Origin of the sequence: Streptomyces sp. NPDC048254, assembly GCF_043201895.1 — a bacterium.
Classification (GTDB): domain Bacteria; phylum Actinomycetota; class Actinomycetes; order Streptomycetales; family Streptomycetaceae; genus Streptomyces.
In genome coordinates this window covers 346,994-372,445 of sequence record NZ_JBICZJ010000001.1, presented here as the reverse complement: position 1 = coordinate 372,445, position 25,452 = coordinate 346,994, and the positions used below count along the sequence as shown (strand labels likewise).

Here is a 25,452-nt window from a genome sequence, read left to right as displayed (position 1 = left end):
GGGGCTTCCTTTGATCAGGCTGTGTACGACGGCGTACGAAGAGACGCGCGACCGGAGGACGACGACATGACGGTGACCCTGGCGGACGTGGCGGCCCGCGCCCAGGTCTCGCCCGCGACGGTGTCGCGCGTACTGAACGGCAACTACCCGGTGGCGGCGTCCACTCGGGAGCGGGTGCTGCGGGCGGTGGACGAGCTGGACTACGTCCTCAACGGGCCGGCGAGCGCGCTCGCGGCGGCCACCTCCGACCTGGTCGGCATCCTCGTCAACGACATCGCCGACCCGTTCTTCGGGATCATGGCGAGCGCGATCCAGGCGGAGATCGGCGGCCCGGGCGGGCGCGCCGGCGGCGAGCGACTGGCGGTGGTCTGCAACACCGGGGGGTCACCGGAGCGGGAACTGACCTACCTGACCCTGCTGCAACGGCAGCGGGCGGCGGCGGTGATCCTGACCGGCGGCGCGATGGAGAACGCGCCGCACGCGGCGGCGGTGGCGTCGAAACTGCGCAAGCTGGCGGACGCGGGGACGCGGGTGGTGTTGTGCGGGCGGCCGCCGGCGCCGGAGACCGACGCGGTGGCCCTGACCTTCGACAACCGCGGCGGCGGCCGGCAGCTGACCGAGCACCTCATCGGGCTCGGCCACCGGCGGCTGGGCTACATCGCGGGCCCGGAGGAGCGGACGACCACCCGGCACCGCCTGGAGGGCCACCGGGAGGCGCTGACCGCGGCCGGGATCGAGGAGGACCCGCGCTGGACCGTGCACGGGCGCTACGACCGGCGGGCGGGGTACGAGGCGACGCTCGAACTGCTGCGCCGCGACCCGTCGCTGACGGCGGTGGTGGCCGCGAACGACTCGGTGGCGCTGGGCGCGTGCGCGGCGCTGCGGGAGTCGGGGCTGCGGATCCCGGCGGACGTGTCGGTGGCCGGCTTCGACGACCTGCCGTTCAGTATCGACGCGGTGCCGTCGCTGACGACGGTACGGCTGCCGCTGGCCGAGGCGGGCGCCCGGGCCGGCCGCATCGCCATGGGCCGCGAGGAGCCCCCGCCGGGGGGCATCGCGACGGTCCGGGGGGAGCTGATGGTCCGGGGATCCTCGGGGGTGCCGCGGGGCTGAGTCGGCGGTGGGCCCGAGGCGGCCGGCGGCGGGCCCGAGCGGACGGATCGTGCGGCGCCCGCCCAGCAGGAACGGTTCCGCAGACTCCTCCCGCACCCCCGCTCTCAGCGGTCGCCCCGCAGGGACCGCCCCAGCAGCGGCAGCGGCGCCTCGCCCCTCTTCCGGTCCCGATACCAGCGGTTCCCCGTGTCGTAGGCCCGCCGGGCCTGCCGGACCGGTTTCAGCTGCATGGCGAGGTGGGTCTGGTAGCGCCAGGGGGACTGCCGGCCCTGCCGGACCGCCATCGCGTAGGCGAAGTCGACCGGGCCGCGGTCCAGGTAGTCGTCCAGCTGCTCGAACCAGGCCATGCTGGTGCGCGCCGCCGCCTGGACGGCGTGCAGTTCCGCGCGGCGCCGCTTGTCGTACTCGCGCAGCGCGACCCGCGGATCCGGGAAGCCCTTGAGGGCTTCGGACAGCACGATCGCGTCGATCATCGCCAGCCGGGTGCCGGAGCCCAGCGTGAAGTGGGTGGTGTGCGCGGAGTCGCCGGCCAGCACGACGGGCCGGCCGTCGCTGCCGTCGACCCAGGTCCTGTTGGTGATGTGCGTGAACCGCTGCCACTTCGCCGGCGCACCGCGTGATCTGCTGATCAGGGAGTGGCCGTCCAGGGCGCGGTGGAAGATCTTCTCCAGCAGGGGTACGGCGTCGTCCTCGTCGAGCGCGTCGAGGCCGAGGCCCTGCCAGGTCTCGGGGGAGCACTCCACGATGCAGGTGCTGACCCCCTTGAACGACGGATAGGCGTGGAACCAGATCCAGCCGGCGTCGGTCTCCTCGAAGGCGAACACGAAGCTGTCGAACTGCCGGTCGGTACCGAGCCAGATGTAGGGATTGCGGCCGGTCTCCATGTGCGGGCCGAACTGCTCGGCGCGGCTCTGCCGGATCCGGCTGCCCGCGCCGTCGACGGCCAGGACCAGGTCGGCGTCGGGCAGGTCGGCTGGGTCGGCGAGGCGCTCGTGCCGTACGTCCACGCCGAGGGAGCGTGCGCGCCGGGCCAGGACGCCGAGGAGGGCCGCGCGGCCCATGCTGTAGCCGTAGCCGCCGAAGTGCGCGGTGCCGTCGTACCGCTTGCCGTGCACGCGGATGTCCTGCTGCTGCCAGAGCACGGAGCCGGCGCTCACCGCCCGGGCGCTCTCGGGGTCGTTGCGGTGCAGGATGTCCAGCAGATCGCTCCAGTAGACGACACCCCAGCCGTAGGTGGCCTCGGGCGGGTCCGCCTCCAGAACGATGATCTCGTGCCCGGCGTCCCGCAGCTTCGCCGAGATCGAGAAGTACAGCCCGGCCGGGCCTCCGCCCACACAGACGATCCTCATCCGGTCACCGCCTCCACGGCCGCCGGGCCCGTGGGCCCGCAGGGGTTTTGATGCATGGGTCCGGGTGCCCGAAGACCGGACACCCGGACCCACCCTTTGTTGTCAGGGAGCGTCAATCACTGTGGCTCGGTTCAGTCCCAGCCGCCGCCGCCCCAGCCGCCGCCGCCCCAGCCGTCGCCCCAGCCGCCCCAGCCGCCGTGGCCTCCGCCCCAGCCGCCGCCGCCCCAGCCGCCGCCGCCGTGACCGCCGCCGCCCCAGCCACCGCCGCCGTGGCCTCCGCCACCGCCGCCGTGACCGCCGCCGCCACCGTGACCGCCGCCGCCGTGGCCTCCGCCACCGCCGCCGTTGTCCTGGTAGGAGACAACGTGGTCAGGCGCCGCGTGGGTGGCCGCGCTTGCGACTCCGGCTCCCGCGGCAAGCGCCAGGATGGGTGCCGAGATCGCAGCAATGGCGACCCTCTTCATACGTGTGGTGTGCGCGCGCATGATCGCCCCTCTCCGAGGGTGTGGTGATGTTACGACGGCCCTTCGGGGCCGCCCTGCGTGCACTCCAGAGCCTGCGCGCAGCTCTGAGCGCGTCCGCCGCCCTTGATGCCGGTTCTCCGCACCGCACGGGCTCTCCGGCGGACCACGTCACGTCCCAGGTAGAAACGGACATTAGTGACGTTCGTGTATAAACCTACGGCGCTGGCGCGACGAAGTCAAAAGCAGGACCGAACCCAGTCCGACGAGGACAAGTAAAGCCAGCGGCAACGCTGTTCGGACCGACGCCTTCCGGCCGGACCGGGTCACGGGATAGCCTCGGAGGCGCGGCATCTCTGACTCAGTCAACCATCGGGGTCCAGCCATGACCGTCCAGGACATCCGTGCCTTCAACCGCTTCTACACCAACGTCATCGGCGCCCTCGACTACGGCCGCCACCTCTACGCCCCGTACACCCTCACCGAGGCCCGGGTGCTGTACGAGCTCGCGCACTCCGCCGACACCGACGCGGCCGACCTGCGGGCCGATCTCGCGCTGGACGCCGGGTACTTGAGCCGGATCCTCAACAAGTTCGAGGAGGCCGGGCTGATCGAGCGCGCACCCTCACGGAAGGACCCGCGGCGGCGGCGCGTGTCGCTCACCGCCGACGGCCGGTCCGCCGCCGGGCTGCTCGACGAGCGGGCCCGGGAGACGGTCGACTCGCTGCTGGGCGCCGTCGCCCCCGGCGAACGGCCACGGCTCGCCGAGGCGATGCGCGCCATCCGTACGATCCTCGGCGACGCGCACACCCCCGACGGCGCCGGCGAGGTCGTGCTGCGCGAGCCGCACCCGGGCGACCTGGGCTGGATCGTGCAGCGCAACGCGGCCCTCTATGCCGCCGAGTACGGCTGGAACACCGACTACGAGGGCCTGGTGGCCCGGATCATCGCCGACTACGCCGAGGACCACGACCCGCATCTGGAGCGGGTCTGGATCGCCGAATGGGCGGGGCGGCCCATGGGGTGCGTGATGTGCGTACGGGACGACGCCCCGGGCACCGCACGGCTGCGGCTGCTGCTCGTCGAGCCGGAGGCCCGGGGGCTCGGCATCGGGGACCGGCTGGTCACCGCCGTGATCGGCTTCGCGCGCGGGGTCGGCTACCGGGACCTGGTGCTGTGGACCAACGACGTCCTGGCCGCCGCCCGCCGCATCTACCAGCGGCACGGCTTCGTCCTCGCCGCCGAGCGACCGCACCGCTCCTTCGGCAAGGATCTGGTCGGGCAGGACTGGCGGCTGGACCTGCACGGAACCGGCCGGTGAGAAGTAGGTTGGTGGACATGAGGTACGCCTTCTCCACCCTCGGGGTTCCCGGTCTGCCGGTGCCGGACGTGTTGGCGCTCGCCACCGCCCACGGCTACCACGGCGTCGAACTGCGCGCCCACCCGGAAGAACCCGTGCACCCCGGCCTCGGCCCGGCCGCGCGGGCGGATGTGGCCGCCGAGTTCAAGGCGGCCGGGGTGGAGGTCCTGGGCGTCGCCGGGTACGCGCGCGTCGCGGCCCCCGGCGAGGACGCCCCGGTCCTCGACGAGATGCGCCAACTCCTGCAGCTGGCGCACGACTTGGGCGCCTCCTTCGTCCGTGTCTTCCCCGGCGCCGACCCGGCGCTGCCCGCCGCCGAGTCCGACGCGATCGCCGCCCGGCGGCTCGGCACGGTCGCCGAGGACGCCTCCGCGCTCGGTGTCCGGGTCCTGCTGGAGACGCACGACTCGCACCGCACCGGCGCCGCCGCGATCCGCGTCCTCGGCCCGGTCGGCCACCGCATGGTGGGCTCCCTCTGGGACGTCATGCACACCTGGCTGGGCGGCGAGCAGCCCGCCGAGACCTACGCGGCCCTCGCCCCGCACCTCGGCTATGTCCAGGTCAAGGACATCGCCTCGGCCGAGGACACCACCCCGCTGCAGCTCGGCGCCGGGATACTGCCGCTCTCCGACTGCGTGGAGGTGCTCTCCAGGCACGGCTGGGACGGCTGGCTGTGCTGGGAGTACGAGAAGCGCTGGTACGAGGCGGCGGCCCCGCTGCCCGGCCTGCTCACAGCCGGCCGGGACCACCTGGCACGCCTGCTCAACGAGTCGGCGTGAGCGCGACGACCGGCCCCCGCGAGAGGTAGGCCCCGCGCCCGGGTCACGGCGCCGAGGTCACGCGCCGCCGTACGGGATTCCCCACCCGGCGGCCAGCTCCCCGAACGCCTCGTGGAAGCCCGGGAACGTCTTCTTCACACACCCCGGGTCGTCGAAGGAGATCCCCGGTGTGCGCAGGGCGGTCACCGCGAAGGACATGACGATGCGGTGGTCGCCGAAGGTCCTGATCCCGGCCGGGGCGGGGGTGCCGGGCCGGATCTCGATCCAGTCCGCGCCGGTGGCGACCTCGACACCCAGCCGGCGCAGGTTCTCCGCGCAGGCGTCCAGCCGGTCGCACTCCTTCACCCGGGTGTTGGCCACGTCCTCGATCCGGACGGGGCCGTCCGCGAAGGGGGCGATCGCCGCGAGGGTCGGCATGGTGTCGGAGATGTCCCGCATGTTCACGGTGAGGCCGCGGAGCCGGCCCGTCCCGCGGACGGTCGTCCGGTCGGCGCCGATCTCCACGTCCGCGCCCATCCGGCGCAGTACGTCGACGAAGCCCAGGTCGCCCTGGAGCGCGCCCTGCCCGAGCCCCGGGACGGTCACCTCGCGGCCCGTGACGGCCGCCGCGGCGAAGAAGTAACCGGCGGTCGACGCGTCGGGTTCGACCGCGTAGGTGGTGGCCCGGTAGCCGCCGGGCGGCACCACGAAGGTGTCCCCCTCGTCTTCCTCCCGCGCCACCGTCACCCCGAACGACCGCATCATCGCGAGCGTGATCTCCACGTACGGCGCGGAGACCAGGTCCGTCACCCGGATCCGCAGCCCCTTGCGGGTGAGCGGGCCGAGCAGGAGCAGGGCGGTCAGGTACTGCGAGGACTGCCCGGCGTCGAGGGTGACCTCACCGCCCTCGACCCCGGCCGCCTCGATACGCAACGGGTGGTGGCCCTCCGCCTCCTCGTGGCGCAGGTCGACACCGAGGTCGCGCAGGGCGCGGGTGAGCGGGGCGAGGGGGCGGCGGCGCATCTGCGGGGAGGCGTCGAAGCGGTAGCTGCCACGGCCGGCCGCCGCGAGGGTGGGCAGGAAGCGGGCGGTGGTGGCACCGTCCCGGCAGTGGACCTCGGCCTCGGGCAGCGCGGGGCCCTGCGGGCGGCCGTCCACCTGCCAGGTGTCCGGGGTACGGCCGACGCGGTAGCCGAGCCGGGTGAGGCCCTCCGCGAAGCCCTCGGTGTCGTCGGAGCGGAGGGGGCGGACGAGGGTGGTGACTCCGTCGGCGGCGGCCGCGAGGAAGAGGGCGCGGGCGGTGACGGACTTGGAACCGGGGATCGCGACAGCGGGCATGGGGGGATGATCTCGGGTTTCTTGTGCGCGGGGGGATGTTTGTCCATGGGGTGGAACAGGGGCGCTTCACTGACGTCTCTTGCATCCCTCCGCCCCCGACTTAGGGAAATACGCCCTCCGCCGGGAACCCGCCCCCCTCCCCGTCCGTCCAATCCTCAGGCTGTCGGAAGAGTCTCCGTGGTGTGGTGTCGGCCCTCGCTGCTGGCTGCGATCGTCGACCCACCCTCTCCGCCGCACCACGGCCGCCGGCCCGCCGCCATCGACGTGCCCCCCTCCAATGCGCCGATGGCGGCCCCTTTCTGGTTACTGTGCACTCCCTTGACGGAAAGAAACTTCCCGAATATTGCTGTGCCTACGGAAGTTTCCTTCAGCCGGTTCTCCACCGGAAGGAGCGCACGTGCCCTCCAGACGCACCGTCCTCGCCGCGACCGCGGGCGTCACCGCGGGACTGACCGTCGGCAACAGCGCGTACGCCTTCGGCTCCGCCGACAAGAAGCTCCGCTCGCTCATCTCCCGTATGACCCTTGAGGAGAAGGTCGGCCAGCTGTTCGTGATGCGGGTCTACGGCCACTCCGCCACCGCCCCCGACCAGGCAGACATCGATGCCAACCTCGAGGAGATCGGCGTCCGTACGGCCGCCGAGCTGATCGCCAGGTACCGCGTCGGCGGGATCATCTACTTCACCTGGGCGCACAACACCCGGGACCCGCGGCAGATCGCCGAACTGTCGAACGGGATCCAGCAGGCCTCCCTGGACCAGCCGCGCGGCCTCCCCGTGCTCATCGCCACCGACCAGGAGCACGGCGCCGTCTGCCGGATCGGCACGCCCGCGGCCCTCTTCCCGGGCGCGATGGCCATGGGAGCGGGCGGCTCGCGCGTCGACGCCCGTGCCCTCGGCCGGATCTCCGGCGCCGAACTGCGGGCGATGGGCATCCGGCAGGACTACTCCCCCGACGCCGACGTCAACGTGAACCCGGCCAACCCCGTCATCGGCGTACGGTCCTTCGGTGCCGACCCGGACGCGGCCGGCGCGCTGGTCGCCGCCGAGGTGCAGGGGTACCAGGACGCCGGGGTCGCGGCCACCGCCAAGCACTTCCCGGGGCACGGCGACACCGCCGTCGACAGCCACACCGGCTTCCCGGTCATCACGCACAGCCGGGAGCTGTGGGAGAAGCTGGACGCGGTCCCCTTCCGGGCGGCGGTCGAGACGGGCATCGACTCGATCATGACCGCGCACATCCAGTTCCCGGCACTGGACGACTCCGGCGACCCGGCGACCCTCTCCCACCCGATCCTCACCGGCATCCTGCGCGGCGAACTCGGCTACGACGGGGTCGTGGTGACCGACTCGCTGGGCATGGAAGGGGTGCGCACCAAGTACGGCGACGACCGCGTGCCGGTGCTCGCCCTGAAGGCCGGGGTCGACCAGCTCCTCAACCCGCCCACCCTGGACGTGGCCTGGAACGCCGTCCTGAAGGCCGTACAGGACGGGGAGCTGACCGAGGCGCGGCTGGACGAGTCGATCCTGCGGGTGCTGCGGCTGAAGTCCCGGCTGGGGCTGCTCGACCGGCCGTACGTCAACGCCAAGGACGTCGACCGGGTGGTGGGCACGGCCCGGCACCTCGCCGTCGCCGACCGGATCGCCGAGCGCACCACCACCCTGCTGGTCAACGCGGACGGGCTGCTGCCGCTGTCCCGCCGTACGCACGGCAGGGTGCTGGTGGTGGGCGCCGACCCGGCCTCCCCGTCCGGTACGACGGGCCCGCCCACCGGCGTGCTCGCCGCCGCCCTCACCGAACTCGGCTTCACCGCGACCGCGTTGGCCACCGGCACGGCACCCTCCGACGCGACGATCGACAAGGCGCTCGCGGCGGCCCAGGGGGTGGACGCGGTGGTCGTCGGGACGTACAACGTGACGGCGGGCAGCGGACAGCAGCGGCTGGTGGAGCAGTTGGTCGCGACCGGCCGGCCGGTGGTGGCGGTGGCCGTGCGCAACCCGTACGACATCGCCCAACTGCCCACCGTACGGGCCTGTCTGGCGTCCTACGCCTGGACGGACGTCGAACTGCGGGCCGCGGCCCGGGTGATCGCCGGCCGGGTCGCGCCGCGCGGCAGGCTGCCGGTGCCGGTGCAGCGGGCGGACGATCCGGCGCAGGTGCTGTACCCGATCGGCCATGGGCTGACGTACTAGACGTACGTAATAGATCGGGCGTAACACCCTCAACGGGCGGAAAGCCTCCCGTACAGCTGGCGTGGGCCGTGATCGCGGGCCACGCTGGCAGGGGGGTTGGTATGAGGAGCAGACGTTTCGCGGGGGCGCTGGTGACGCTCGCCGTCGCCCTGTCGTCGGCCGGGTGCTGGCCGTCCTCGTCCGGGGAGCCGGCGGGCAGCGCGCGGTCGACGGCGAGTCCGACGATGTCCGGGTACGGCGCGCGGTTCCTCGCGGTCGACGAGTGCAGCTCGTTCGGGACCGCCAGTTTCACCGAGGTGCCCTGCACCGGCGAACGGGCGGCGGCCCGGGTCGTCGCCCGGTACGACGGCACGATCACCGCCGGACCGGCGTGCCCGGCCACCACCGACTTCGTGCTGCACATCAGCGCCCAGCGCACGGACGGCGACGTGGACGGTGACGGAACGATCCCGCAGGGCTATGCCTGTATGCGCAACCTGGAGCCGCCGCACCCCGGCGACCCCGGCGGGGGCGGCGGACCGCGCACGATCGTCGGCGACTGCGTCTACGGCTCGGGCCACGGCCAGGTCCGGGAGACCGCCTGCGACGGCTCGGGCAAGCGGAAACCGCAGTACGAGGTGGTGCGGGCGGTGACCGCGCGGGACCTGTGCCCGGCGTCGACGGCCCTGTACGTCCAGCTCGGCGGCGAACGGCCGGTGGGCTGCGCCCGCCGCGTGTGAACGCTCCGTGTAGGCCTCGGCCGCGGCCGGGTTTCTCCCCCCAAAGTGGCCCGAGGGGTGTCCATGCGGACCGTGTCCAACGTGGTCCGGGACACCGGGCGTTTCTCGGAGGCCACCCGCGCCCGGGTGCTGATCCAGGTCTCGATGGATGGACATCGGGATCCGGTGCGTCACCCCGCACACGGGTGACGCACCGGAGTCGTCGGTTCAGCGTCGATTCAGTGCCAAGGCGTCATGGTCGCAGCGCGGGTTCGCGCTCCACGTCACGGACGTCCAGTTTCGCGTCGTACCTCGCGAGCGGCTTCGCCGCCGTCACGGTGGCGGCCGGCAGACCCGCCCAGTCCAGGATGCGGGCGGTGGCGAGGGACTTCTCGTCGGGGACCAGGCCGGCGACGTTGGCGCCGTGGTTGAGGCCGGGCGCGGTGAGGACGTACGAGTCCTTCGAGCCCCTGCCGACGCGGAAACGCTCCGCTCCCCACGGGTCGTTCTGGCCGTACACGAAGAGCATGTGGTGGGCGTGGTGCCGCACCCAGGCGTCGACGTCCCGCATGGCGTGCGGCTGGAACCGCATCGGGATCGAGCGGGGCACGAAGTTCCGGGGCGGCTGATAGCCGTAGCGGATGTACTTCTTCTCGATGTACGGGAACTCGATGGTGGGCGCGCCGAGTTGGGTGCCCGCCTGGTAGTAGTAGGGGGTGTACGGCTCCAGGCCCTGGTCCGTGTAGGCGGAGAAGCCGGAGATCGTGTCGACCGAGTCCCAGATCTCGTCGTCCGTCGCGGTCACCGCGTCCGCCGGGATCGTGCCGCAGTCGGACAGCAGGCTGTACTGCCAGAAGCCCCAGACGTAGTCGAGGACGACGGCCTCGTAGGCGCGGTCCAGGCCGCCGACGGTGTCGAAGGTGTACCCGTTCTCGGCGGCGACCGCCGCGTACTTCTTCTCCAGCGGCTCCCGGCGCACCAGCGCCTCGCGCTGCACCGCGTCCAGCCGGTCGCGGCACTCCTCGGTGCCGACGTTCTCGAAGAAGCGGTCGTAGGCCGCGTCCTCGTCGTTCACGACGTCGTTCGGGGCGACGTACGCGACCACACCGTCCATGTCCCGCGGGTAGAAGCGCTCGTAGTACGTGGCGGTCATGCCGCCCTTCGAACCGCCCGTGGAGATCCAGTTCCTGGTGTAGATCTTCTTCAGCGCCTTGAAGATGCGGTGCTGGTCACTGGCCGCCTGCCAGATGTCCAGCTTGGTCCAGTCGGCCGGGTCGGGACGGGACGGGGTGAAGAAGCGGTACTCCATGGAGACCTGGTTGCCGTCCACGATCTGGGTCGGCTCGCGGCGGCTCGGGGTCGTGGAGACGTTGTAGCCGCCGGTGTAGAAGACCGTCGGCCGGCTGACGTCCTTGTGCAGCACGGTGATCCGCTGCTGGAAGGTGCCGCGGTCCGGATGGCGGTGGTCGACCGGCTGGGTGTAGTTCAGGACGAAGTAGCGGTACCCGGGGTAGGGCTTCTCCTGGATCAGGCTCATCCCCGGTATCGCCAGCAGCCGGTCCTTGATGTCGGTGGCCTCCGGCCCGGCGGCGGTGGCCGGCCCGGCCATGCTCAACGTGCCGATCAGCACCGTGAGCGCGAGCAGCCATCTGAGCGCCTTGCGCATGCGCACTCCCCTGGGAATCTGTGTGACAGATGTGCGCCGGAAGCTATCGGAGCAACTGCCGTCACACCAGGGGGGATTCAGGGGGCGTAAGGGTGTTCAGCACAGAATCCAGCCGGAACTCACCGAGGAGCGGCCCACCGCGCCCTTCACCCAGACGCACCGGTGCCCGGCGTGCACGGTCACCGGGCCCGCGTGGTACTTGTACTTGCCCTTGTCCACGACGGGGCGGTTGCCGCGGGCCTGGACGCTGACGGACATCATGCGTCTGCCGCCGGACGACTTCGGAAACGTGATCGCGCAGACGTAGCCGCCCTGCCGGTAGACGTGCACCGTGCCGGTGGCGAAGGGCAGGGTCCGCACCTGGCGTCCGGCGCAGTTGCCCGCCGTCACGGCCTGGGCCTCGGCCGGTGCCACGAGGGCGAGCGCCCCGGAGGCGGCCAGCACGGCCACACCGAGCGCCAGCCGCCGCCGTATCGCACCACTGTTCACAGTCGTCCCCTCCCGCACCGAAGCTGTGCCCCAGCCATGACCGTACTGATGTACGGACGCACGACATATGTCGGATGGTTGCACGACCGTCAGCGACCCGATCACCCGCCCTGGATCACGTCAGGTCAGGACGCCGGCGGCTCAGCGGGTCGCGGCGACGGGCTCCTCCGGTTCCTCGGGCTGGCCGATGAAGGTGCGCCACAGTTCGGCGTAGCGGCCGTCGCGGGCGAGGAGTTCGTCGTGGGTGCCGTCCTCGGCGACCCGGCCGTGGTCCATGACCACCACCCGGTCGGCGCGGGCCGCGGTGGTCAGCCGGTGGGCGACGACCAGGGTGGTACGACGGCCCGCGAGGCGGTCGGTGGCGATGTTGACCTGGGCCTCCGTCGCCAGGTCGAGGGAGGCCGTCGCCTCGTCGAGGAGCAGGACGTCGGGGTCGACGAGCTCCGCGCGGGCCAGGGCGATCAGCTGGCGCTGGCCCGCCGAGAGGTTGCGGCCGCGCTCGGCCACCTCGTGCAGGTAGCCGCCGTCGAGGGTGGCGATCATCTCGTGGGCGCCGACCGCGCGGGCCGCCGCCTCCACCTCGGCGTCGGTGGCGTCCGGGCGACCGTAGGCGATGGCGTCCCGGACGGTCCCCTGGAAGAGGTACGCCTCCTGCGGGACGACCCCGAGGCGATGGCGGTACGAGGTGAGGTCCAGGGTGCGCAGGTCCCTGCCGTCGACCGTCACCCGGCCGCCCGTCGGGTCGTAGAACCGCGCGACCAGCTTGACGAGGGTGGACTTGCCGGCGCCGGTCTCGCCGACGAAGGCGACCGTCTGCCCGGCGGGGATGGTCAGGTCGATGCCGCCGAGGGCCGCGTCGCCCTCGTCGGCGGCCCCGTACGCGAAGTGCACGCCCTCGAAGGCGATCTCGCCACGGAGCTCGGGCACCTCCAGCGGCTGGTCCGCCGCCCGCGTCGACGTCTGCTCGCGCAGCAGTTCCTGGATACGGCCGAGCGAGACGGTGGCCTGCTGGTAGCCGTCGAAGACCTGGGAGAGCTGCTGGACGGGTGCGAAGAACAGGTCGATGTAGAGGAGGTAGGCGACCAGCGCTCCGGTGGTGAGGGTGGCCGCCTCCACCCGGTGGGCGCCCGCCATCAGCACGCCGGCCGCGGCCACCGACGACAGCAGCTGGACGAACGGGAAGTAGACCGATATCAGCCACTGGCCCCGGATACGGGCCCTGCGGTAGCTCTCGCTGCGCTCGGTGAAGCGGCGTCCGCTGTCCCCCTCGCGCCGGAAGGCCTGCACGATCCTGAGGCCCGACACCGACTCCTGGAGGTCGGCGTTGACCACCGACACCCGCTCACGGGCGAGTTCGTACGCCTTGACGCTGGCCCGGCGGAAGAAGAAGGTCGCGACGATCAGCGGGACCAGGGTGGCGAAGACGACCAGCGCGAGCTGTACGTCGATCACCAGCAGGACGACCATGATGCCGAAGAAGGTGACGACGGAGACGAAGGCGGTGACCAGCCCGGTCTGCAGGAAGGTCGAGAGCGCGTCGACGTCGGTCGTCATCCGGGTCATGATCCGGCCGGTCAGCTCCCGCTCGTAGTAGTCGAGTCCGAGCCGCTGGAGCTGGGCGAAGATCTTCAGCCGGAGCGAGTAGAGGACGCGTTCGCCGGTACGGCCGGTCATCCGGGTCTCGCCGATCTGGGCCGCCCATTGGGCCAGGACCGCGAACAGCCCGAGCAGCGAGGCCGCCCAGACCGCGCCGAGCGCCATCTTGGTGACGCCCTGGTCGATGCCGTGCCGGATCAGCACCGGCAGCAGCAGGCCCATGCCGGCGTCCACGGCGACCAGGGCGAGGCTGACGAGCAGGGGACGCCCGAAGCCGCGCAGCAGCCGGCGCAGACCGTAGGAGTCCTCGGGGCGCACGGCCCGGGCCTCGTCGATGCCGGGGGTGTCGGTGGCCGGGGGCAGCGCGTCGACCTGGGCGAGGAGTTCGGGGGTGGCCGGGGTGCCGGCGAGGGCGAGGTCCCTGGGCGTACGGTCGCCGGTCCACAGGCGCGGGGTCACGCCTCGCTCGGCGTCGAACTCCGCGTCCAGTTCGTCCCGGACCGTCGTGTCCTCGTGCGGGATCTCGGGGAGGGCGTGGCCCGGGGAGACCCCGCCCAGCTCGTCGGGGTCGGTGAGCAGCCGGCGGTAGAGGGCGGACCGCTCCTGGAGCTCCTCGTGGGTGCCGATGTCGGCGAGCCGGCCGCCGTCGAGGACGGCGATGCGGTCGGCGAGGTTGAGGGTGGAGCGGCGGTGCGCGATGAGGAGGGTGGTGCGGCCGCGCATCACGTGTTTGAGCGCCTCGTGGATCTCGTGCTCCACGCGGGCGTCGACGGCCGAGGTGGCGTCGTCGAGGACGAGCAGGCGGGGGTCGCTCAGCAGGGCGCGGGCGAGGGCGACGCGCTGGCGCTGGCCACCGGAGAGGGTGAGGCCCTGCTCGCCGACCTTGGTGGCGTAGCCCTCGGGCAGCTCGGCGATGAAACGGTCCGCCTGGGCGGCGCGGGCGGCTTCCCTGATCTCCTCGTCGGTCGCGTCGGGGCGGCCGTAGGCGATGTTGTCGCGGACCGTGTCGGAGAACAGGAAGGAGTCCTCCGGGACCAGGCCGATGGCCGCCCGCAGCGAGTCGTAGGTCAGCTCGCGGACGTCGTGGCCGCCGACCAGGACGGCGCCGTGGGTGACGTCGTAGAAGCGCGGCAGGAGCAGGGAGACGGTGGACTTGCCGGAGCCGGAGGAGCCGACGACGGCGAGGGTCTCGCCCGGCCGGATCTCGAAGCTGAGCCCTCGGAGCACGGGGCTGGTCTTGCCGGGGGCGCGGTCGTACCCGAAGGACACGTCGTCGAACTCGACGGTCGCGGGCGCGTCGGCCGGGAGGGTCTTCGTGCCCTCCTTCAGGGTCGGCTCGGTGTCGATCAGCTCCAGGACGCGTTCGGTGCCGGCGCGGGCCTGCTGGCCGACGGTGAGGACCACGGCGAGCATCCGGACCGGGCCGACCAGCTGGGCGAGGTAGGAGGAGAAGGCGACGAAGGTGCCGAGGGTGATGTGACCGCGGACCGCCAGCCAGCCGCCGAGCGCCAGCATGGCGACCTGGCCGAGGGCCGGGACGGACTGCAGGGCCGGGGTGAACCTGCTGTTCAGCCGTATGGTGCGCAGCCGCCCGGCGAAGAGCCTGCGGCCGACCTCCCGGAGCTTGCCGGTCTCCTGCTCCTCCTGCCCGAAGCCCTTCACCACACGGACGCCGCTCACGGCACCGTCGACCACGCCGGCGACGGCGGCGGCCTGGGCCTGTGCGTACCAGGTGGCGGGGTGGAGCTTGCCGCGGCTGCGCTTGGCGATCCAGTACAGGGCCGGGGCGACGGCGAGGGCGACCAGGGTGAGCGGCGGCGACAGCCAGGCCATGATGCCGAGGGAGATCAGGAAGAGGAGAACGTTGCCGATCGTCATGGGCAGCATGAAGAGCAGCCCCTGGATCAGCTGGAGGTCGCTCGTCGCCCGGCCGACCACCTGACCGGTGGACAGCTCGTCCTGCCGCCGCCCGTCGAGCCGGGTGATGGTGCCGTACATCTCGGTCCGCAGGTCGTGCTGGACGTCGAGGGCGAGCCGGCCGCCGTAGTAGCGGCGGACGTAGGTGGCCGCGTAGACGAGGACGGCGGCGCCGACCAGGGCGCCTGCCCACGGCCCCATGGCCCGGCTGTGGTCACCGATCACGTCGTCGATGATCACCTTGGTGATGAGAGGTACGACGGCGAGTACCGCCATACCGGCCAGCGAGGACCCGAGCGCGAGCACGACGTACCTGGGATGCCGCCAGGCATACCCCGCCAGCCTGCGCGCCCAGCCTTGCCGCTCCCCCTGTTGCGCTGCCACGCGGGTGCCCTTCGTTCGCCCTGGTCTTCCGCATGACCACAACACGAAGGGAAGCGGATTTCATCCCTCCGCAACAATTCCCGGCCGATGGTCGCAGGGGGGCTCGGTCCACGGACCTGGGTCGCCCTCGCTCCGGCCGACGAGGCTTGACCTCAAGCAAGGTCGAGTTTCTACGGTCGGTGCTGTCGAACCGCTCAGGGACAGACGGAGGTACCGGCCATGGAGTACTCGCACAGTGACGCCGAACTGATCCACCAGCCCATCGGCTACTGGAGCTGGGCCGCCCACAAGGCCGTCGTCACCCGCGCCCGGGCCGCCCTCGCGGAGATCGGCACCACCCAGCCGCAGTGGTGGGTCCTGGCCCAGGTCGCCCGGGCCGACGGCGCCGGGACACGGGACGAGGTGTCCCGGATCCTCCGGGGCTACCTCGACACCGGCCCGGAAGCCATGACGGAGGAGATCGACAGCACCATCGCCCACGGGTGGGTCACCGAGGCCCCGGACGGCCTCCTGAGCCTCACGGAAGAAGGCAGGGCCTTCTACGGCAAGGCCGCGGCCGTCCAGGCCGAGCTGCAGGCGGAGCGCCACGCGGGCATCTCCGACGAGGAGTACCTGATCACCCTCAAGACGCTGCAGCGCTTCATCCACAACACGGGCGGGAGCGCCTGGCATCACTAGGACCTGTCCGGACGTCTCCTCCGTTCGCGGCGGTCCGGTGAAGGCAGCAGACTGGGGCCGCCCGGCCGGTCACCCGCAGGAGGTCGCCATGGGGACGCTGCTGTCCGTCAACGTGGGGCTGCCGAAGGACGTGTCCTGGCAGGGGCGGACCGTCCGCACCGGAGCGTGGAAGACGCCCGTGTCCGGCCGTCGTGCGGTCCGCCCGCACCAGCCCTCCGGTCCCCCGGGCCCCGGCCCGCTCGTCATCTTCGCCCGCAGCGGCGTCACCACCCCGTGGTCACCCGCCCACGCCTCGCTCCTCGAACTCGCCGAAGCCTGCGACGTCCCCACCCGCTGGTCGTGCCGCACCGGCGTCTGCCACACCTGTGTCACCCCCCTGGTGACAGGCGACGTCGTCTACACCACCCCGCCGCTCGAACTCCCCGAGCCCGGCACCGTCCTCGTCTGCTGCAGCACCCCGGCCACCGAGGCCGTCCTCGACCTCTGACCCGGGCGGCATCGCCGCCACAGCAGGCGGTGACCGGTACCTCCGCCGTCGGCGCGCCGGTAACGACTAGTCAAACCCTGCCCAGCCCGTACAACCATTCGCGCGAACTCGCGAGTCAATCCGGGTATGACACACCGGATATCGAGACGCGCCAAGGTGCTGGTGGCGATCGCAGGCGGGGCCGCGTTCACCGCGGGGGTGGCCGCGCCCGCCTCGGCAGCCGCTCCCACCGTCAGCTGCACGTCCGCGAAGGCGGGCCTGGCCGCGAAGCTGAAGAAGGACATCACCGCGGCGATGGCGAACCGCAAGGGGACCATCGCCGTCGGGCTCTACGACCGGTCCACGAAGACCACGTGCACGCTCCGTGCCACCACCCACTACGACTCGGCGAGCACCGTGAAGGTGACCGTGCTGGCCACGCTGCTGTGGGACGCCAAGAAGCACAACCGCTACCTGACGACCACCGAGCAGTCGCTGGCCAAGGCCATGATCACCAAGTCGGACAACGACGCGACCACGAAACTGTGGAAGCAGCTCGGCCTGACGAAGATCAAGGGGTTCCTGACGGCCGCCGGGATGACCCAGACCACCCCGGGCGCCAACGGCTACTGGGGCCTCACCCAGATCGACGTCCACGACGAGCAGCGGCTGCTCACCATGATCACCGCCAAGAACACCGTCCTGAGCGACAACTCACGGGCGTACATCCAGAAGCTGATGGGGCAGGTCATCTCGTCCCAGCGCTGGGGCACCCCGTACGGCGTCCCGTCCGGGGTCTCCGTGCACGTCAAGAACGGCTGGCTGTCGCGCTCCACGCACGGCTGGCGGGTGCACAGCCTCGGCACCTTCAAGGGCGGCGGCCACGACTACATGATGACCGTGCTGACCCACGACAACAGCACCATGAACTACGGGATCACCACGATCCAGGGCATCGCGAAGGCCATCCACAAGGACCTGGCCGCGAGTTGAGCGCTCGGGTCATGGCCGGCGCGCGCTCCGGCCATGACCCGGCCCCGGTCCCGCACGGGTCCCGCCCTGACCTGACCTTTCATGAGCGGGTCTCCCGCCCGTCACCGATGCGCCCTACGGTGACGGCCATGCGCCTGCGAACCGTACTCGCCACCGTCACCGCCGGCCTGGCGGCGGCCACCTGTCTGTCCGCCGCCGGTCCCGCCAACGCGGCCACCAGCAATGCCTGTTCGTCCTCCGTCTCCATCGACGGCTTCTCCGACGCCCTCGACAAGACGACCTTCGACGGCACCTTCGTCGGCAACTTCTCCGCGCTCGCCCTGGACCGGCACGGCTCCCTGGCCGCCCTCTCCGACCGCTCCTCGCTCTTCGACCTGGACACGAAGACGCTGGCGCCGCAGAAGGTCGTCCAGCTCGCCGACGAGAACGGCGCCGCGCTGGACTCCGAGGGCCTGGTCGTGGACCGCGACGGCACCCGGCTGGTCACCTCCGAGACCGAGCCGTCCATCCGCCGCTACTCGGTGGACGGCAGGATCCTGGACCGCCTCCCCGTGCCGTCCTCGCTGCTCGTCTCCCCCGCCGGGCGGGCCACCTCCAACCAGACCTTCGAGGGCCTGACCCTCCTGAACGGGGGCCGCACCCTGCTGGCCTCCATGGAGTACGCGATCTCCGGCGACACCGCCGGGATCGTCCGCTTCCAGACCTGGCAGCGCGCCAAGGGCGACCACTTCAGGCTGTCGGCCCAGTACGCCTACCGCACCGACGACCCGATCCTCGGCGTCCCCGAGGTCCAGGCGCTGCCCGACGGCCGCCTGCTCGTCCTGGAACGCGGCTTCACCGCCGGCGTCGGCAACACCGTCCGCCTCTTCCTGGCCGACCCGCGGCATGCCACGGACACCAGCGGCATCGAGAACCTCACCGGTCAGGCCGGCGTACGGCTGATCAGGAAGACCCTGCTCACGGACATCGCGAGCTGCCCGACCCTGGGCGCCACGGCCAAGCAGCCGCAGCCCAACCCGCTCCTCGACAACATCGAGGGCATGGTGGTCACGGGCCGCTCCCAGGACGCGTACAAGGTTCTCCTGGTCAGCGACGACAACCAGAACGCGGCCCAGACGACCCGGTTCTACCGGCTGTCGGTCCGCGCGCACTGAGACAGCGGCCGCGGAGGGCGGTCGCACCGGCCGCCCTCTTACCCAGATCTCATCCACCCACAGCCTGCGCCCAGGATCGGCACAGCCCTCACCCATCGGCCGTCTGCATGGTGGGCTGGTGACATCTGCCACCGATCCCATTCCCCCCACGACCGTGTCCCCCGACTGGGCGCCGCCCACGGCGACCCCCGCGGCTCCCCTGCCGGACAAGGCACCGCGCTGGTCGCTGCCCGCGCTGATCGCGATCATGATCCTGGCGACGGTGCTCTACTCCTGGAGCCTCTCCGGTTCCAACATGAACACCTTCTACAGCGGCGCCATCTGGGCCGGTACGAAGAGCTGGAAGGCCTGGTTCTTCGGTTCGCTGGACCCGGGCAACTTCCTGACCGTCGACAAACCGCCGTTCGCGACCATGGTCATGAGCCTGTCGTGCCGGATCTTCGGCTTCGGCACCTGGCAGATGATGGTGCCGCAGGTCGCGGCCGGCCTCGGCACGATCTGGATCCTGCACGCGAACGTGAAGCGGATCTGGGGGTACGGCGCGGCGACCGTCGCCGCGCTGGTGCTCGCGCTGACCCCGATCACCGTCGCGATCAACCGCGACAACAACCCCGACACGATCCTGGTCTTCCTGATGGTCGCGGGCGCGGCGCTCGCGTTCCGCGCCACCCGTGACGAGAAGCTGCTCCCGCTGCTCGGCTCGGCGGCCTGCTTCGGCCTCGCCTTCAACACCAAGCTGCTCGCGGGCTGGATCGCGCTCCCGGCCGTCTTCGCGCTCTACCTGTACGCGTCGAAGGCCCCCTGGGTGAAGCGGATCGTCAACCTGGCGCTCGCCGCGGTCGTGCTGGCCGTGTCCAGCTTCTGGTGGGCGGTCGCCGTCTCCCTGGTCCCGGCCTCCGACCGCCCGTACATCGGCGGCTCCACGGACGGCTCGGCCTGGGACCTGATCATGGGGTACGACGGTCTCGGCCGCGTCTTCGGCGGCGAGGGCAACGGCGCGGGCGGCGGTGGCAGAGGCGGCAGCTTCTCCGGCTCCGCGGGCCTCGGCCGGATGTTCAACGACATCCTCGGCGGCCAGATCTCCTGGCTGCTCCCCTTCTCCGCGATCGCCCTGATCGGCGGCCTGGTGCTGTGCGGCCGCGCTCCCCGCACCGACCTGCGCCGGATGGCGCTGGTCCTGTGGGGCGGCTGGACCCTCCTGCACTACGTGATCTTCGCGACCGCGCAGGGCACCATGCACCCGTACTACACGACCGCGCTGGCTCCCGGCATCGCGGCGCTGTGCGGCGGCGGTGGCGTGATGCTGCTGCACGCGTTCCGCACCGACAAGCGCTGGATCTGGGTCCTCCCGGCCGCCTTCGGCGTCACCGGCATCTGGGCGATCGTCCTGCTCCGTCGCGCCTCCGGCTGGAACACCTGGCTGTGGCCGACGATCGGCGTCCTGACGGTGGCCGGCATCGTGGGCATGATCCTCTTCCGGTCCGGCAACCGGGCCCGCCTCCTCACGGCCTCGGTGGCGGCGGCCGTGATCGCTGCGCTGGCCGGTCCGACGGCATACGCGGCGGCGGACCCGTTCGGCGGCTCCGCCGGCGGTGGCATGGGCGGTACGAACCCGACGGCCGGACCCTCGACGGGCAGCGGCGGCTTCGGCGGCGGTCCCGGCGGTGGCGGCGGCAACCGGGGCGGCTTCCCGGGCGGGCAGAACGCCGAGGCCCGCGGCGAGATGGGCGGCGGCTTCCCCGGCGGCACCAACGGCGAGGCGCCGGGCGGCGCGGCCGGCGGTACCGGTGGCACCGGCGGTCCTGCCGGTGCGAACGGCCAGGCGCCCGGCGGCAACCAGCAGGGCGGAGGCTTCCCCGGCGGCACGAACGGCGAGCTGCCGGGCGGCGCGGCCGGCGGTACCGGCGAGGCGGGCGGCACCCCGCCGAACGGCACCGGCGAGACCGGCGAGGCGGCCGGCGGCACCGGTCAGCGCGGCGGCTTCGGCGGCGGTGGCATGGGCGGCGGCGTGAGCAGCGACCTGATCGCCTACCTGAAGAAGCACATGGACGGCGCCACCTGGCTGCTCGCGGTCTCCAACTCCCAGTCCGCGGCCCAGATCGAGCTGAGCGCCGAGGAGCCCGTGATCTCCATGTGGGGCTTCACCGGATCCGACAAGGCGATGACCGTCGCCAAGCTGAAGGAACTGGTGAAGGCGGGCAAGCTGCACTACATCCAGGTCGGCGGCGGCGGTATGGGCATGGGCGGCAACAACACGCTCAGCTCCGAGGTGACCAGCTGGGTGCAGAAGAACGGGACGGCGGTGAAGGAGAGCGCGTACAGCAAGAGCACGAGCGAGAGCTCGACCTCGAACTCCAAGCCCTCGACGTCTTCGTCCACTTCATCTGCTTCGTCCGCTTCGTCCACCTCGACGCTCTACCGGCTCGACCCGTCGGACGTCAGCTGACGTAACCCGACACCCGAAGACGCCCCCGACCACACGGTCGGGGGCCTCTTTTTACGTCCCGTTCACCTACGCGTCCTCATGTTCATGTCACCCTCCTTCTTGCCGCCTCATCAACCCGCGTAGATGGGAAACTCTTTATGCTGGCGACACGCATACGGCACTGGAAGTCGGTGGCGCTGACGACCGCCGCCGTTCTGGTCGGCCTGACCGCCCCGGCGCTGACGGCGACTCCGGCCGCCGCGACGACCACCGCGTACGACTCGACGTACTACAAGAACGCGATCGGCAAGACGGGGACGACCCTCAAGTCCTCCCTGCACACGATCATCAGCGCGAACGTCACCAAGCTGTCGTACTCGGCCCTGTGGGACGCCCTGAAGAAGACCGACCAGGACCCGAACAACAGCAGCAACGTGATCCTGCTGTACTCGGGCATCTCGCGCAGCAAGACCCTCAACGGCGGTGACAGCGGCGACTGGAACCGTGAGCACGTGTGGGCGATCTCGCACGGCGACCTCACCACCTCCACCGGCCCCGGCACGGACCTGCACCACATCCGTCCCGAGGACGTGGCGGTCAACGGCAAGCGCGGCAACCTCGACTTCGACGAGGGCGGCTCCACCTTCACCAACAGCGGTGGCAGCAAGGCCGACTCGGACTCCTTCGAGCCGCGCGACGCGGTCAAGGGCGACGTGGCCCGCATGATCCTCTACATGGCGGTCCGCTACGAGGGCGACGACGGCTTCGCGAACCTGGAGCCCGACGACAAGGTCGCCAACGGCTCCACCCCGTACATCGGCAAGCTCTCGGTCCTCAAGCAGTGGAACGACGAGGACCCGCCGGACTCCTTCGAGGAGAACCGCAACGACGTCATCTACAGCACCTACCAGCACAACCGGAACCCGTTCATCGACCACCCGGAGTGGATCGAGGCGATCTGGTAGGAGCCGGGAGAAACGACGGCCGTACAGGTGCGCCTGTACGGCCGTCGTCGCAGGTCACCGTTCGCGTGCGTCGCGAGTGGGAAACGTGCTGGTATCGATCTTCACGCGTTCTCCCGTGGCCAGTGTGAAACTGACCGTCTCACCGTACGGAACCTCGACGGCCTGTCCGTAGCCGGAGGGCTGCGGCTCCGACAACAAGGTGACCGCCTTCTTGAAGGGATCCGCGATCATGTAGAAGTCGATCCCGAACCGTCCGTACTTCTGGACATTTCGCACGTAGTCCTTCTCGTCCGCGGGCTCGGAGGGAACCTCGACCACCGCGAGCACGTCGAGGCAGGAGTAGCTGTTCTTCCGGCGCTCCGCGTCGAAGCCGACGACGGTGAGATCCGGAGCCGCGTCGTTCTCTCCGGGAAACGTGATGAGCACGTCCCCGAAGACCCGCTCGCGAGCGATACCCGCGGCCTTGACCGCATCCTTCACATCGGAAACGGTCCAATCCTGCTCGGGGCTCTGCGGGGTCATGATCACCCTTCCGTCGAAGACCTCGACCTTGAAGCCTTCGGGGATTCCGCCTCGCTCGATCAGGTCGCTCATGATGGACACGGCAGCTCACCTCCTACCTGCATTATGTCGCTCACCCCACACCTCCGGTGATGTTGAACGACTAGTTCGCTCACACAGGTGAAGCCGATCTTGGACTCGGGCGTGTCCGGGTGATCGCCCAGGAGCATGGGGGCGCCCCGGCAGTTCCGCCGGGGCGTCCCCAACTCCCTTTTTCGGAGCGTCCCGTGAAGTTTCGTAGCTGGTCCCTCGCTGCCGCGCTCGCGCTGACCGCACTGGTGGTGCCCGCGCAGAGCGCCTCCGCGCAGGCGGCCGCCGCCCCCTCCTGTCCCGACGGCTCGGTGTGCTTCTGGAGCGGGGAGGGCTTCGGCGGCGACTACTGGGAGTGGACGGCCCGCAGCGGCTACCGCGACATGCCACCCAACCTCCACGACCACGTGGGCTCCTTCGTCGCCTCCACCCGCTCCTGCCTCATCAACTGGTCCCCGACCGAGAAGCGCGACACCTTCAACGGCGACTGGCGCTCCCAGTACCTCGGCGACTTCGGCGGCCGCATCGACGGGGTGGGGGCGGGCGCCTGCTGACCCCTCCTAGGGAACGTCCGGCACAGACGGCAGGTCGAGGTCGGGCAGAGCGAAGTGAGTCGCGATCGCCCGCGCCGTACGTACGTCGCTGTCGCCGTCGTCATCCGCATGCGGTCCGACCAGTTTCGCCGCCGTGAGGGCGGGGGCCAGCAGGTCGGGCCGCTCGCCCACCCCGTAGGACGGGGTCTCGAAGCCGATGCCGGTGATCAGACGTCCGTCGCGGTAGTAGTCGAACTCGGGGCCGTGCGCCTTGGCGATGCACGGCTCCGTGACGAAGACGGCGAGCTCACCGCCGGCCCGGCACACCTGCCCGTAGTCGACCAGGCCGTAGTCGTCGCTGTCCCAGCCCAGCAGTTCGTGCATGACCACGCTCCAGTCGGTGCCCTTGCCGTACGCGAGAGGTATCCGCCGGGCGGCGAGGAGTCTCCGGGTGAGCGCGTCCAGCGACATCCCCCGGAAGAAGACGACGTTGATCTCCTCGTGGGGCGGAAGCGGACGGCGTATCCAGTGCGTCATGCGAGCACGGTAACGGCCCCCTCTGACACCCAGTCGGGCCTAGCCCAGATGCGTAGGCGCGAACATCCGCAGCAACGCCGGAAGCACGACCACCGAGGGACCCGGTGCGGCCAGGGCCTACCCAGGTGGGCGGTCTCGCCGGTCGCGGCGACGAGGAGCTGCACGGTCCGGAACAGTTCCGGCACACCGGCGGGGACCGGAGTACCGGTGGCGTCGAGGTCCAGAACGGGGTTCCCAGCGTAGTGCCGAAGATCGAGTACGGCGCTGCGGACGGGCTCGGCGAGATCGGCGCTCTTGCACTCGACGGCGACGAGCGGGATGCCGTTCACGAAGAGGACGAGGTCGAGTATCGACAGCTCGCCGGAGCGGCTGCGTACGCGGAGCTGGTCGACGACGGTGAAGGTGTTCCGCGTGACGAGGTCCGGATTGCCACTCGACGTACTGGACGGTGGCGGACGGACCACCGTGCGCGGCGGAGGGCGAGGGAAGTGTCCAGCCGTGGAGCAGCATGTCGGTGGCGGCGAGGTTCGCGTGCACGACGCCCTTGCCGAGGGTGAGGGAGGCAAGCCCGCTGACCGCCCGCCGGATGTCGTCCTCGCCCATCCAGGGCTGACCGTCGCTGCCCCGGAGGTTGATCCGTCTCAGCGCGGGCCCGAGCTCGTCGACGAGCAGCGGCACAGCCGCGTCAAGCGTGTCCAGCTCCACGCCCGGGACGTGCGTCCACCCCATGGCCTCCAACTGCGCGACGAACGGCCGCTCCACCTCGTCCCGCTCGACGTGCACCACCACGGCCCGCGCCTCTCCATACGTCCCTCTGTTGCCCGGAGATCCATTTCGCGCCTCGGCGGCGAGGTAAGGGGAGGAGATCCGGACGGAGGACATGGCTGAGCGCACGGACGTAAAAGGCTTTGTGTGTATACGTCCGCACGCTCGGCGGGGCAGGTCAGGTGCCGGGGCCCTCCTCGGGGGCGACATCGGAGGCCTCGTCACCACAGGACGCAGGAAGGCGGGCTCCCCTGCTCCGGGCGATGCGATGCACGTCGTGGAGCGATTCGGTCAATCGGGCGGCGAGGAAACGGAGTTGTGGCGCTGTGGCCTTGCCGTCACCGAGGAGATCGGCGGCGTGGCCGAGGAGGTCGTCGGCCATGTCGAGCTGGACGGCTTCGACGCTGTCGGCGATCCGGGAGAGGTGGCTGGCACCGGTGTTGTCGGTGACGAGGTAGCAGGGGTTGCCGTCGAGATTGGACCAGGGGAGGAGACGGGGCCGGCTGACTGTGGTGGCGGCAATGTCACGGCTCTCGTAGATCATGCGGCGGCCGCCTCGATGCCGTGAATTCGGCGCGAGCCGACGTCGACTCCGTGGATACGCCGTGGCCCTACGTCGACGCCGTGCACGGCGAGCCAGAGGGCCCGGCCGCGGGCGGGACGCTGTCTGACCTGCTCGCACTGTTCGTGGGCGAGGAGGTAGGGACGGATGAGTCGGGAGTCCTCGCCCCGGAGGGGGGTTTCGTGCGGGGAGGGGCGGCGGCTGGGTGCGACGGGGGAAGCCGGTACGGGGGTTCTCGACACTCCTCCCCCGGCCGCGTGCCGGTGATGCCCGGAGGCGGGCCACACCAGCCGCAGCAGCGGCTCGATGAGGCGGGCGATATGGTGCAACACGTTCTCAACTCCAGAGTGGTTGAGGGCCATGCCCCCGGGCCGTCGCAAGCGGTCGCGGGGGTCCTTGTTTTCGGCCGAGATCGCTCGGCGCATGTGCAAGAGGTAACCGCTCGGACACCCTCCGCAGGTAC

Annotated in this window: 22 protein-coding genes and 1 pseudogene; 12 read left to right on the top strand and 11 right to left on the bottom strand. The window is 71.2% G+C overall.

The annotated features are described in order from the left end of the window. Nucleotides 1–66 precede the first annotated feature (66 nt). A complete protein-coding gene (locus tag ACGFZQ_RS01685; RefSeq protein ID WP_351735005.1) occupies nucleotides 67–1,113 on the top strand; it encodes a LacI family DNA-binding transcriptional regulator in 1,047 nt (348 codons plus the stop codon). 104 nt (nucleotides 1,114–1,217) lie between these two features. Here the strand turns inward: ACGFZQ_RS01685 and ACGFZQ_RS01680 are convergent, their stop codons facing one another. Next, nucleotides 1,218–2,462, bottom strand: coding sequence for an FAD-dependent monooxygenase (locus tag ACGFZQ_RS01680; protein WP_393838691.1), 1,245 nt, complete (start codon nucleotides 2,460–2,462; stop codon nucleotides 1,218–1,220). A gap of 131 nt (nucleotides 2,463–2,593) precedes the next feature. Next, nucleotides 2,594–2,947: a hypothetical protein gene (locus ACGFZQ_RS01675; protein ID WP_393838690.1), complete on the bottom strand. Its 354-nt coding sequence runs from the start codon at nucleotides 2,945–2,947 to the stop codon at nucleotides 2,594–2,596. 361 nt (nucleotides 2,948–3,308) lie between these two features. Between ACGFZQ_RS01675 and ACGFZQ_RS01670 the strand changes: the two genes are divergently transcribed. After that, nucleotides 3,309–4,244 (top strand): GNAT family N-acetyltransferase, encoded by a 936-nt coding sequence (locus tag ACGFZQ_RS01670; protein ID WP_393838689.1) that lies wholly within the window; start codon nucleotides 3,309–3,311, stop codon nucleotides 4,242–4,244. A gap of 17 nt (nucleotides 4,245–4,261) precedes the next feature. Next, a complete protein-coding gene (locus ACGFZQ_RS01665; protein ID WP_382532776.1) occupies nucleotides 4,262–5,062 on the top strand; it encodes a sugar phosphate isomerase/epimerase family protein in 801 nt (266 codons plus the stop codon). 57 nt (nucleotides 5,063–5,119) lie between these two features. On the opposite strand, the gene aroA is transcribed toward ACGFZQ_RS01665, so the two are convergent. After that, nucleotides 5,120–6,379, bottom strand: coding sequence for a 3-phosphoshikimate 1-carboxyvinyltransferase (gene aroA / locus ACGFZQ_RS01660; protein WP_393838688.1), 1,260 nt, complete (start codon nucleotides 6,377–6,379; stop codon nucleotides 5,120–5,122). Nucleotides 6,380–6,776: 397 nt separating this feature from the next. On the opposite strand from aroA, the gene ACGFZQ_RS01655 reads away from it, so the two are divergent. After that, nucleotides 6,777–8,570 (top strand): glycoside hydrolase family 3 protein, encoded by a 1,794-nt coding sequence (locus ACGFZQ_RS01655; RefSeq protein WP_393838687.1) that lies wholly within the window; start codon nucleotides 6,777–6,779, stop codon nucleotides 8,568–8,570. A gap of 101 nt (nucleotides 8,571–8,671) precedes the next feature. Continuing rightward, complete coding sequence (locus ACGFZQ_RS01650) at nucleotides 8,672–9,289, top strand: hypothetical protein (RefSeq protein ID WP_393838686.1); 618 nt, start codon at nucleotides 8,672–8,674, stop codon at nucleotides 9,287–9,289. Between the two features lie 232 nt (nucleotides 9,290–9,521). Here ACGFZQ_RS01650 and ACGFZQ_RS01645 read toward each other — a convergent pair whose 3' ends face one another. The 3 genes from ACGFZQ_RS01645 to ACGFZQ_RS01635 all read right to left on the bottom strand — a co-directional run bounded on the left by ACGFZQ_RS01645 (nucleotide 9,522) and on the right by ACGFZQ_RS01635 (nucleotide 15,320). After that, entirely contained in the window at nucleotides 9,522–10,934 is a 1,413-nt protein-coding gene (locus tag ACGFZQ_RS01645; RefSeq protein WP_393838685.1) for a S28 family serine protease, read from the bottom strand. A gap of 96 nt (nucleotides 10,935–11,030) precedes the next feature. Further along, on the bottom strand, nucleotides 11,031–11,423 hold the full coding sequence (locus ACGFZQ_RS01640) for a hypothetical protein (RefSeq protein ID WP_382532786.1): 393 nt from the start codon (nucleotides 11,421–11,423) through the stop codon (nucleotides 11,031–11,033). A 141-nt stretch (nucleotides 11,424–11,564) separates the two neighbouring features. Further along, nucleotides 11,565–15,320: an ABC transporter ATP-binding protein gene (locus ACGFZQ_RS01635; RefSeq protein ID WP_393838684.1), complete on the bottom strand. Its 3,756-nt coding sequence runs from the start codon at nucleotides 15,318–15,320 to the stop codon at nucleotides 11,565–11,567. A gap of 219 nt (nucleotides 15,321–15,539) precedes the next feature. Here ACGFZQ_RS01635 and ACGFZQ_RS01630 point away from each other — a divergent pair, with 219 nt between their 5' ends. The 6 genes from ACGFZQ_RS01630 to ACGFZQ_RS01605 all read left to right on the top strand — a co-directional run bounded on the left by ACGFZQ_RS01630 (nucleotide 15,540) and on the right by ACGFZQ_RS01605 (nucleotide 22,001). Beyond that, nucleotides 15,540–15,998: a MarR family winged helix-turn-helix transcriptional regulator gene (locus ACGFZQ_RS01630; protein WP_393838683.1), complete on the top strand. Its 459-nt coding sequence runs from the start codon at nucleotides 15,540–15,542 to the stop codon at nucleotides 15,996–15,998. 88 nt (nucleotides 15,999–16,086) lie between these two features. Further along, nucleotides 16,087–16,485, top strand: coding sequence for a 2Fe-2S iron-sulfur cluster-binding protein (locus ACGFZQ_RS01625; protein ID WP_393838682.1), 399 nt, complete (start codon nucleotides 16,087–16,089; stop codon nucleotides 16,483–16,485). 126 nt (nucleotides 16,486–16,611) lie between these two features. Further along, nucleotides 16,612–17,457 carry a serine hydrolase gene (locus ACGFZQ_RS01620; RefSeq protein ID WP_351734973.1) on the top strand — a complete coding sequence of 282 codons (846 nt, stop codon included), beginning with the start codon at nucleotides 16,612–16,614 and terminating at the stop codon, nucleotides 17,455–17,457. Nucleotides 17,458–17,585: 128 nt separating this feature from the next. Further along, on the top strand, nucleotides 17,586–18,611 hold the full coding sequence (locus tag ACGFZQ_RS01615; RefSeq protein ID WP_393838681.1) for an esterase-like activity of phytase family protein: 1,026 nt from the start codon (nucleotides 17,586–17,588) through the stop codon (nucleotides 18,609–18,611). A gap of 118 nt (nucleotides 18,612–18,729) precedes the next feature. Next, on the top strand, nucleotides 18,730–21,057 hold the full coding sequence (locus ACGFZQ_RS01610; RefSeq protein ID WP_393838680.1) for an ArnT family glycosyltransferase: 2,328 nt from the start codon (nucleotides 18,730–18,732) through the stop codon (nucleotides 21,055–21,057). A gap of 137 nt (nucleotides 21,058–21,194) precedes the next feature. Continuing rightward, entirely contained in the window at nucleotides 21,195–22,001 is an 807-nt protein-coding gene (locus ACGFZQ_RS01605; protein ID WP_384477419.1) for an endonuclease I family protein, read from the top strand. 54 nt (nucleotides 22,002–22,055) lie between these two features. On the opposite strand, the gene ACGFZQ_RS01600 is transcribed toward ACGFZQ_RS01605, so the two are convergent. Continuing rightward, complete coding sequence (locus ACGFZQ_RS01600; protein WP_362574252.1) at nucleotides 22,056–22,595, bottom strand: Uma2 family endonuclease; 540 nt, start codon at nucleotides 22,593–22,595, stop codon at nucleotides 22,056–22,058. 194 nt (nucleotides 22,596–22,789) lie between these two features. On the opposite strand from ACGFZQ_RS01600, the gene ACGFZQ_RS01595 reads away from it, so the two are divergent. Beyond that, nucleotides 22,790–23,146: a peptidase inhibitor family I36 protein gene (locus ACGFZQ_RS01595; RefSeq protein ID WP_393838679.1), complete on the top strand. Its 357-nt coding sequence runs from the start codon at nucleotides 22,790–22,792 to the stop codon at nucleotides 23,144–23,146. 6 nt (nucleotides 23,147–23,152) lie between these two features. Here the strand turns inward: ACGFZQ_RS01595 and ACGFZQ_RS01590 are convergent, their stop codons facing one another. The 4 genes and pseudogenes from ACGFZQ_RS01590 to ACGFZQ_RS01575 form a co-directional block, all read right to left on the bottom strand. After that, nucleotides 23,153–23,662 carry a hypothetical protein gene (locus ACGFZQ_RS01590; RefSeq protein ID WP_393838678.1) on the bottom strand — a complete coding sequence of 170 codons (510 nt, stop codon included), beginning with the start codon at nucleotides 23,660–23,662 and terminating at the stop codon, nucleotides 23,153–23,155. 188 nt (nucleotides 23,663–23,850) lie between these two features. After that, nucleotides 23,851–24,126 (bottom strand): annotated as a pseudogene (locus tag ACGFZQ_RS01585) (type I restriction endonuclease); the annotation flags it as partial. Between the two features lie 479 nt (nucleotides 24,127–24,605). Beyond that, complete coding sequence (locus ACGFZQ_RS01580) at nucleotides 24,606–24,971, bottom strand: hypothetical protein (RefSeq protein WP_393838677.1); 366 nt, start codon at nucleotides 24,969–24,971, stop codon at nucleotides 24,606–24,608. Next, nucleotides 24,968–25,321, bottom strand: a complete 354-nt coding sequence (locus ACGFZQ_RS01575; protein ID WP_393838676.1) for a hypothetical protein — start codon at nucleotides 25,319–25,321, stop codon at nucleotides 24,968–24,970. Before ACGFZQ_RS01575 ends, ACGFZQ_RS01580 begins: the two co-directional genes overlap by 4 nt. Nucleotides 25,322–25,452: the final 131 nt, after the last annotated feature.

Coding starts and splice junctions, on each gene's coding strand:
- ACGFZQ_RS01650 (WP_393838686.1), top strand. CDS start 8,672: ATGAGGAGCAGACGTTTCGCGGGGGCGCTGGTGACGCTCGCCGTCGCC.
- ACGFZQ_RS01670 (WP_393838689.1), top strand. CDS start 3,309: ATGACCGTCCAGGACATCCGTGCCTTCAACCGCTTCTACACCAACGTC.
- ACGFZQ_RS01675 (WP_393838690.1), bottom strand. CDS start 2,947: ATGCGCGCGCACACCACACGTATGAAGAGGGTCGCCATTGCTGCGATC.
- ACGFZQ_RS01680 (WP_393838691.1), bottom strand. CDS start 2,462: ATGAGGATCGTCTGTGTGGGCGGAGGCCCGGCCGGGCTGTACTTCTCG.
- ACGFZQ_RS01580 (WP_393838677.1), bottom strand. CDS start 24,971: ATGATCTACGAGAGCCGTGACATTGCCGCCACCACAGTCAGCCGGCCC.
- ACGFZQ_RS01620 (WP_351734973.1), top strand. CDS start 16,612: ATGACACACCGGATATCGAGACGCGCCAAGGTGCTGGTGGCGATCGCA.
- ACGFZQ_RS01685 (WP_351735005.1), top strand. CDS start 67: ATGACGGTGACCCTGGCGGACGTGGCGGCCCGCGCCCAGGTCTCGCCC.
- ACGFZQ_RS01605 (WP_384477419.1), top strand. CDS start 21,195: ATGCTGGCGACACGCATACGGCACTGGAAGTCGGTGGCGCTGACGACC.
- ACGFZQ_RS01665 (WP_382532776.1), top strand. CDS start 4,262: ATGAGGTACGCCTTCTCCACCCTCGGGGTTCCCGGTCTGCCGGTGCCG.
- ACGFZQ_RS01645 (WP_393838685.1), bottom strand. CDS start 10,934: ATGCGCAAGGCGCTCAGATGGCTGCTCGCGCTCACGGTGCTGATCGGC.
- ACGFZQ_RS01630 (WP_393838683.1), top strand. CDS start 15,540: ATGGAGTACTCGCACAGTGACGCCGAACTGATCCACCAGCCCATCGGC.
- aroA (WP_393838688.1), bottom strand. CDS start 6,379: ATGCCCGCTGTCGCGATCCCCGGTTCCAAGTCCGTCACCGCCCGCGCC.
- ACGFZQ_RS01590 (WP_393838678.1), bottom strand. CDS start 23,662: ATGACGCACTGGATACGCCGTCCGCTTCCGCCCCACGAGGAGATCAAC.
- ACGFZQ_RS01615 (WP_393838681.1), top strand. CDS start 17,586: ATGCGCCTGCGAACCGTACTCGCCACCGTCACCGCCGGCCTGGCGGCG.
- ACGFZQ_RS01625 (WP_393838682.1), top strand. CDS start 16,087: ATGGGGACGCTGCTGTCCGTCAACGTGGGGCTGCCGAAGGACGTGTCC.
- ACGFZQ_RS01600 (WP_362574252.1), bottom strand. CDS start 22,595: ATGAGCGACCTGATCGAGCGAGGCGGAATCCCCGAAGGCTTCAAGGTC.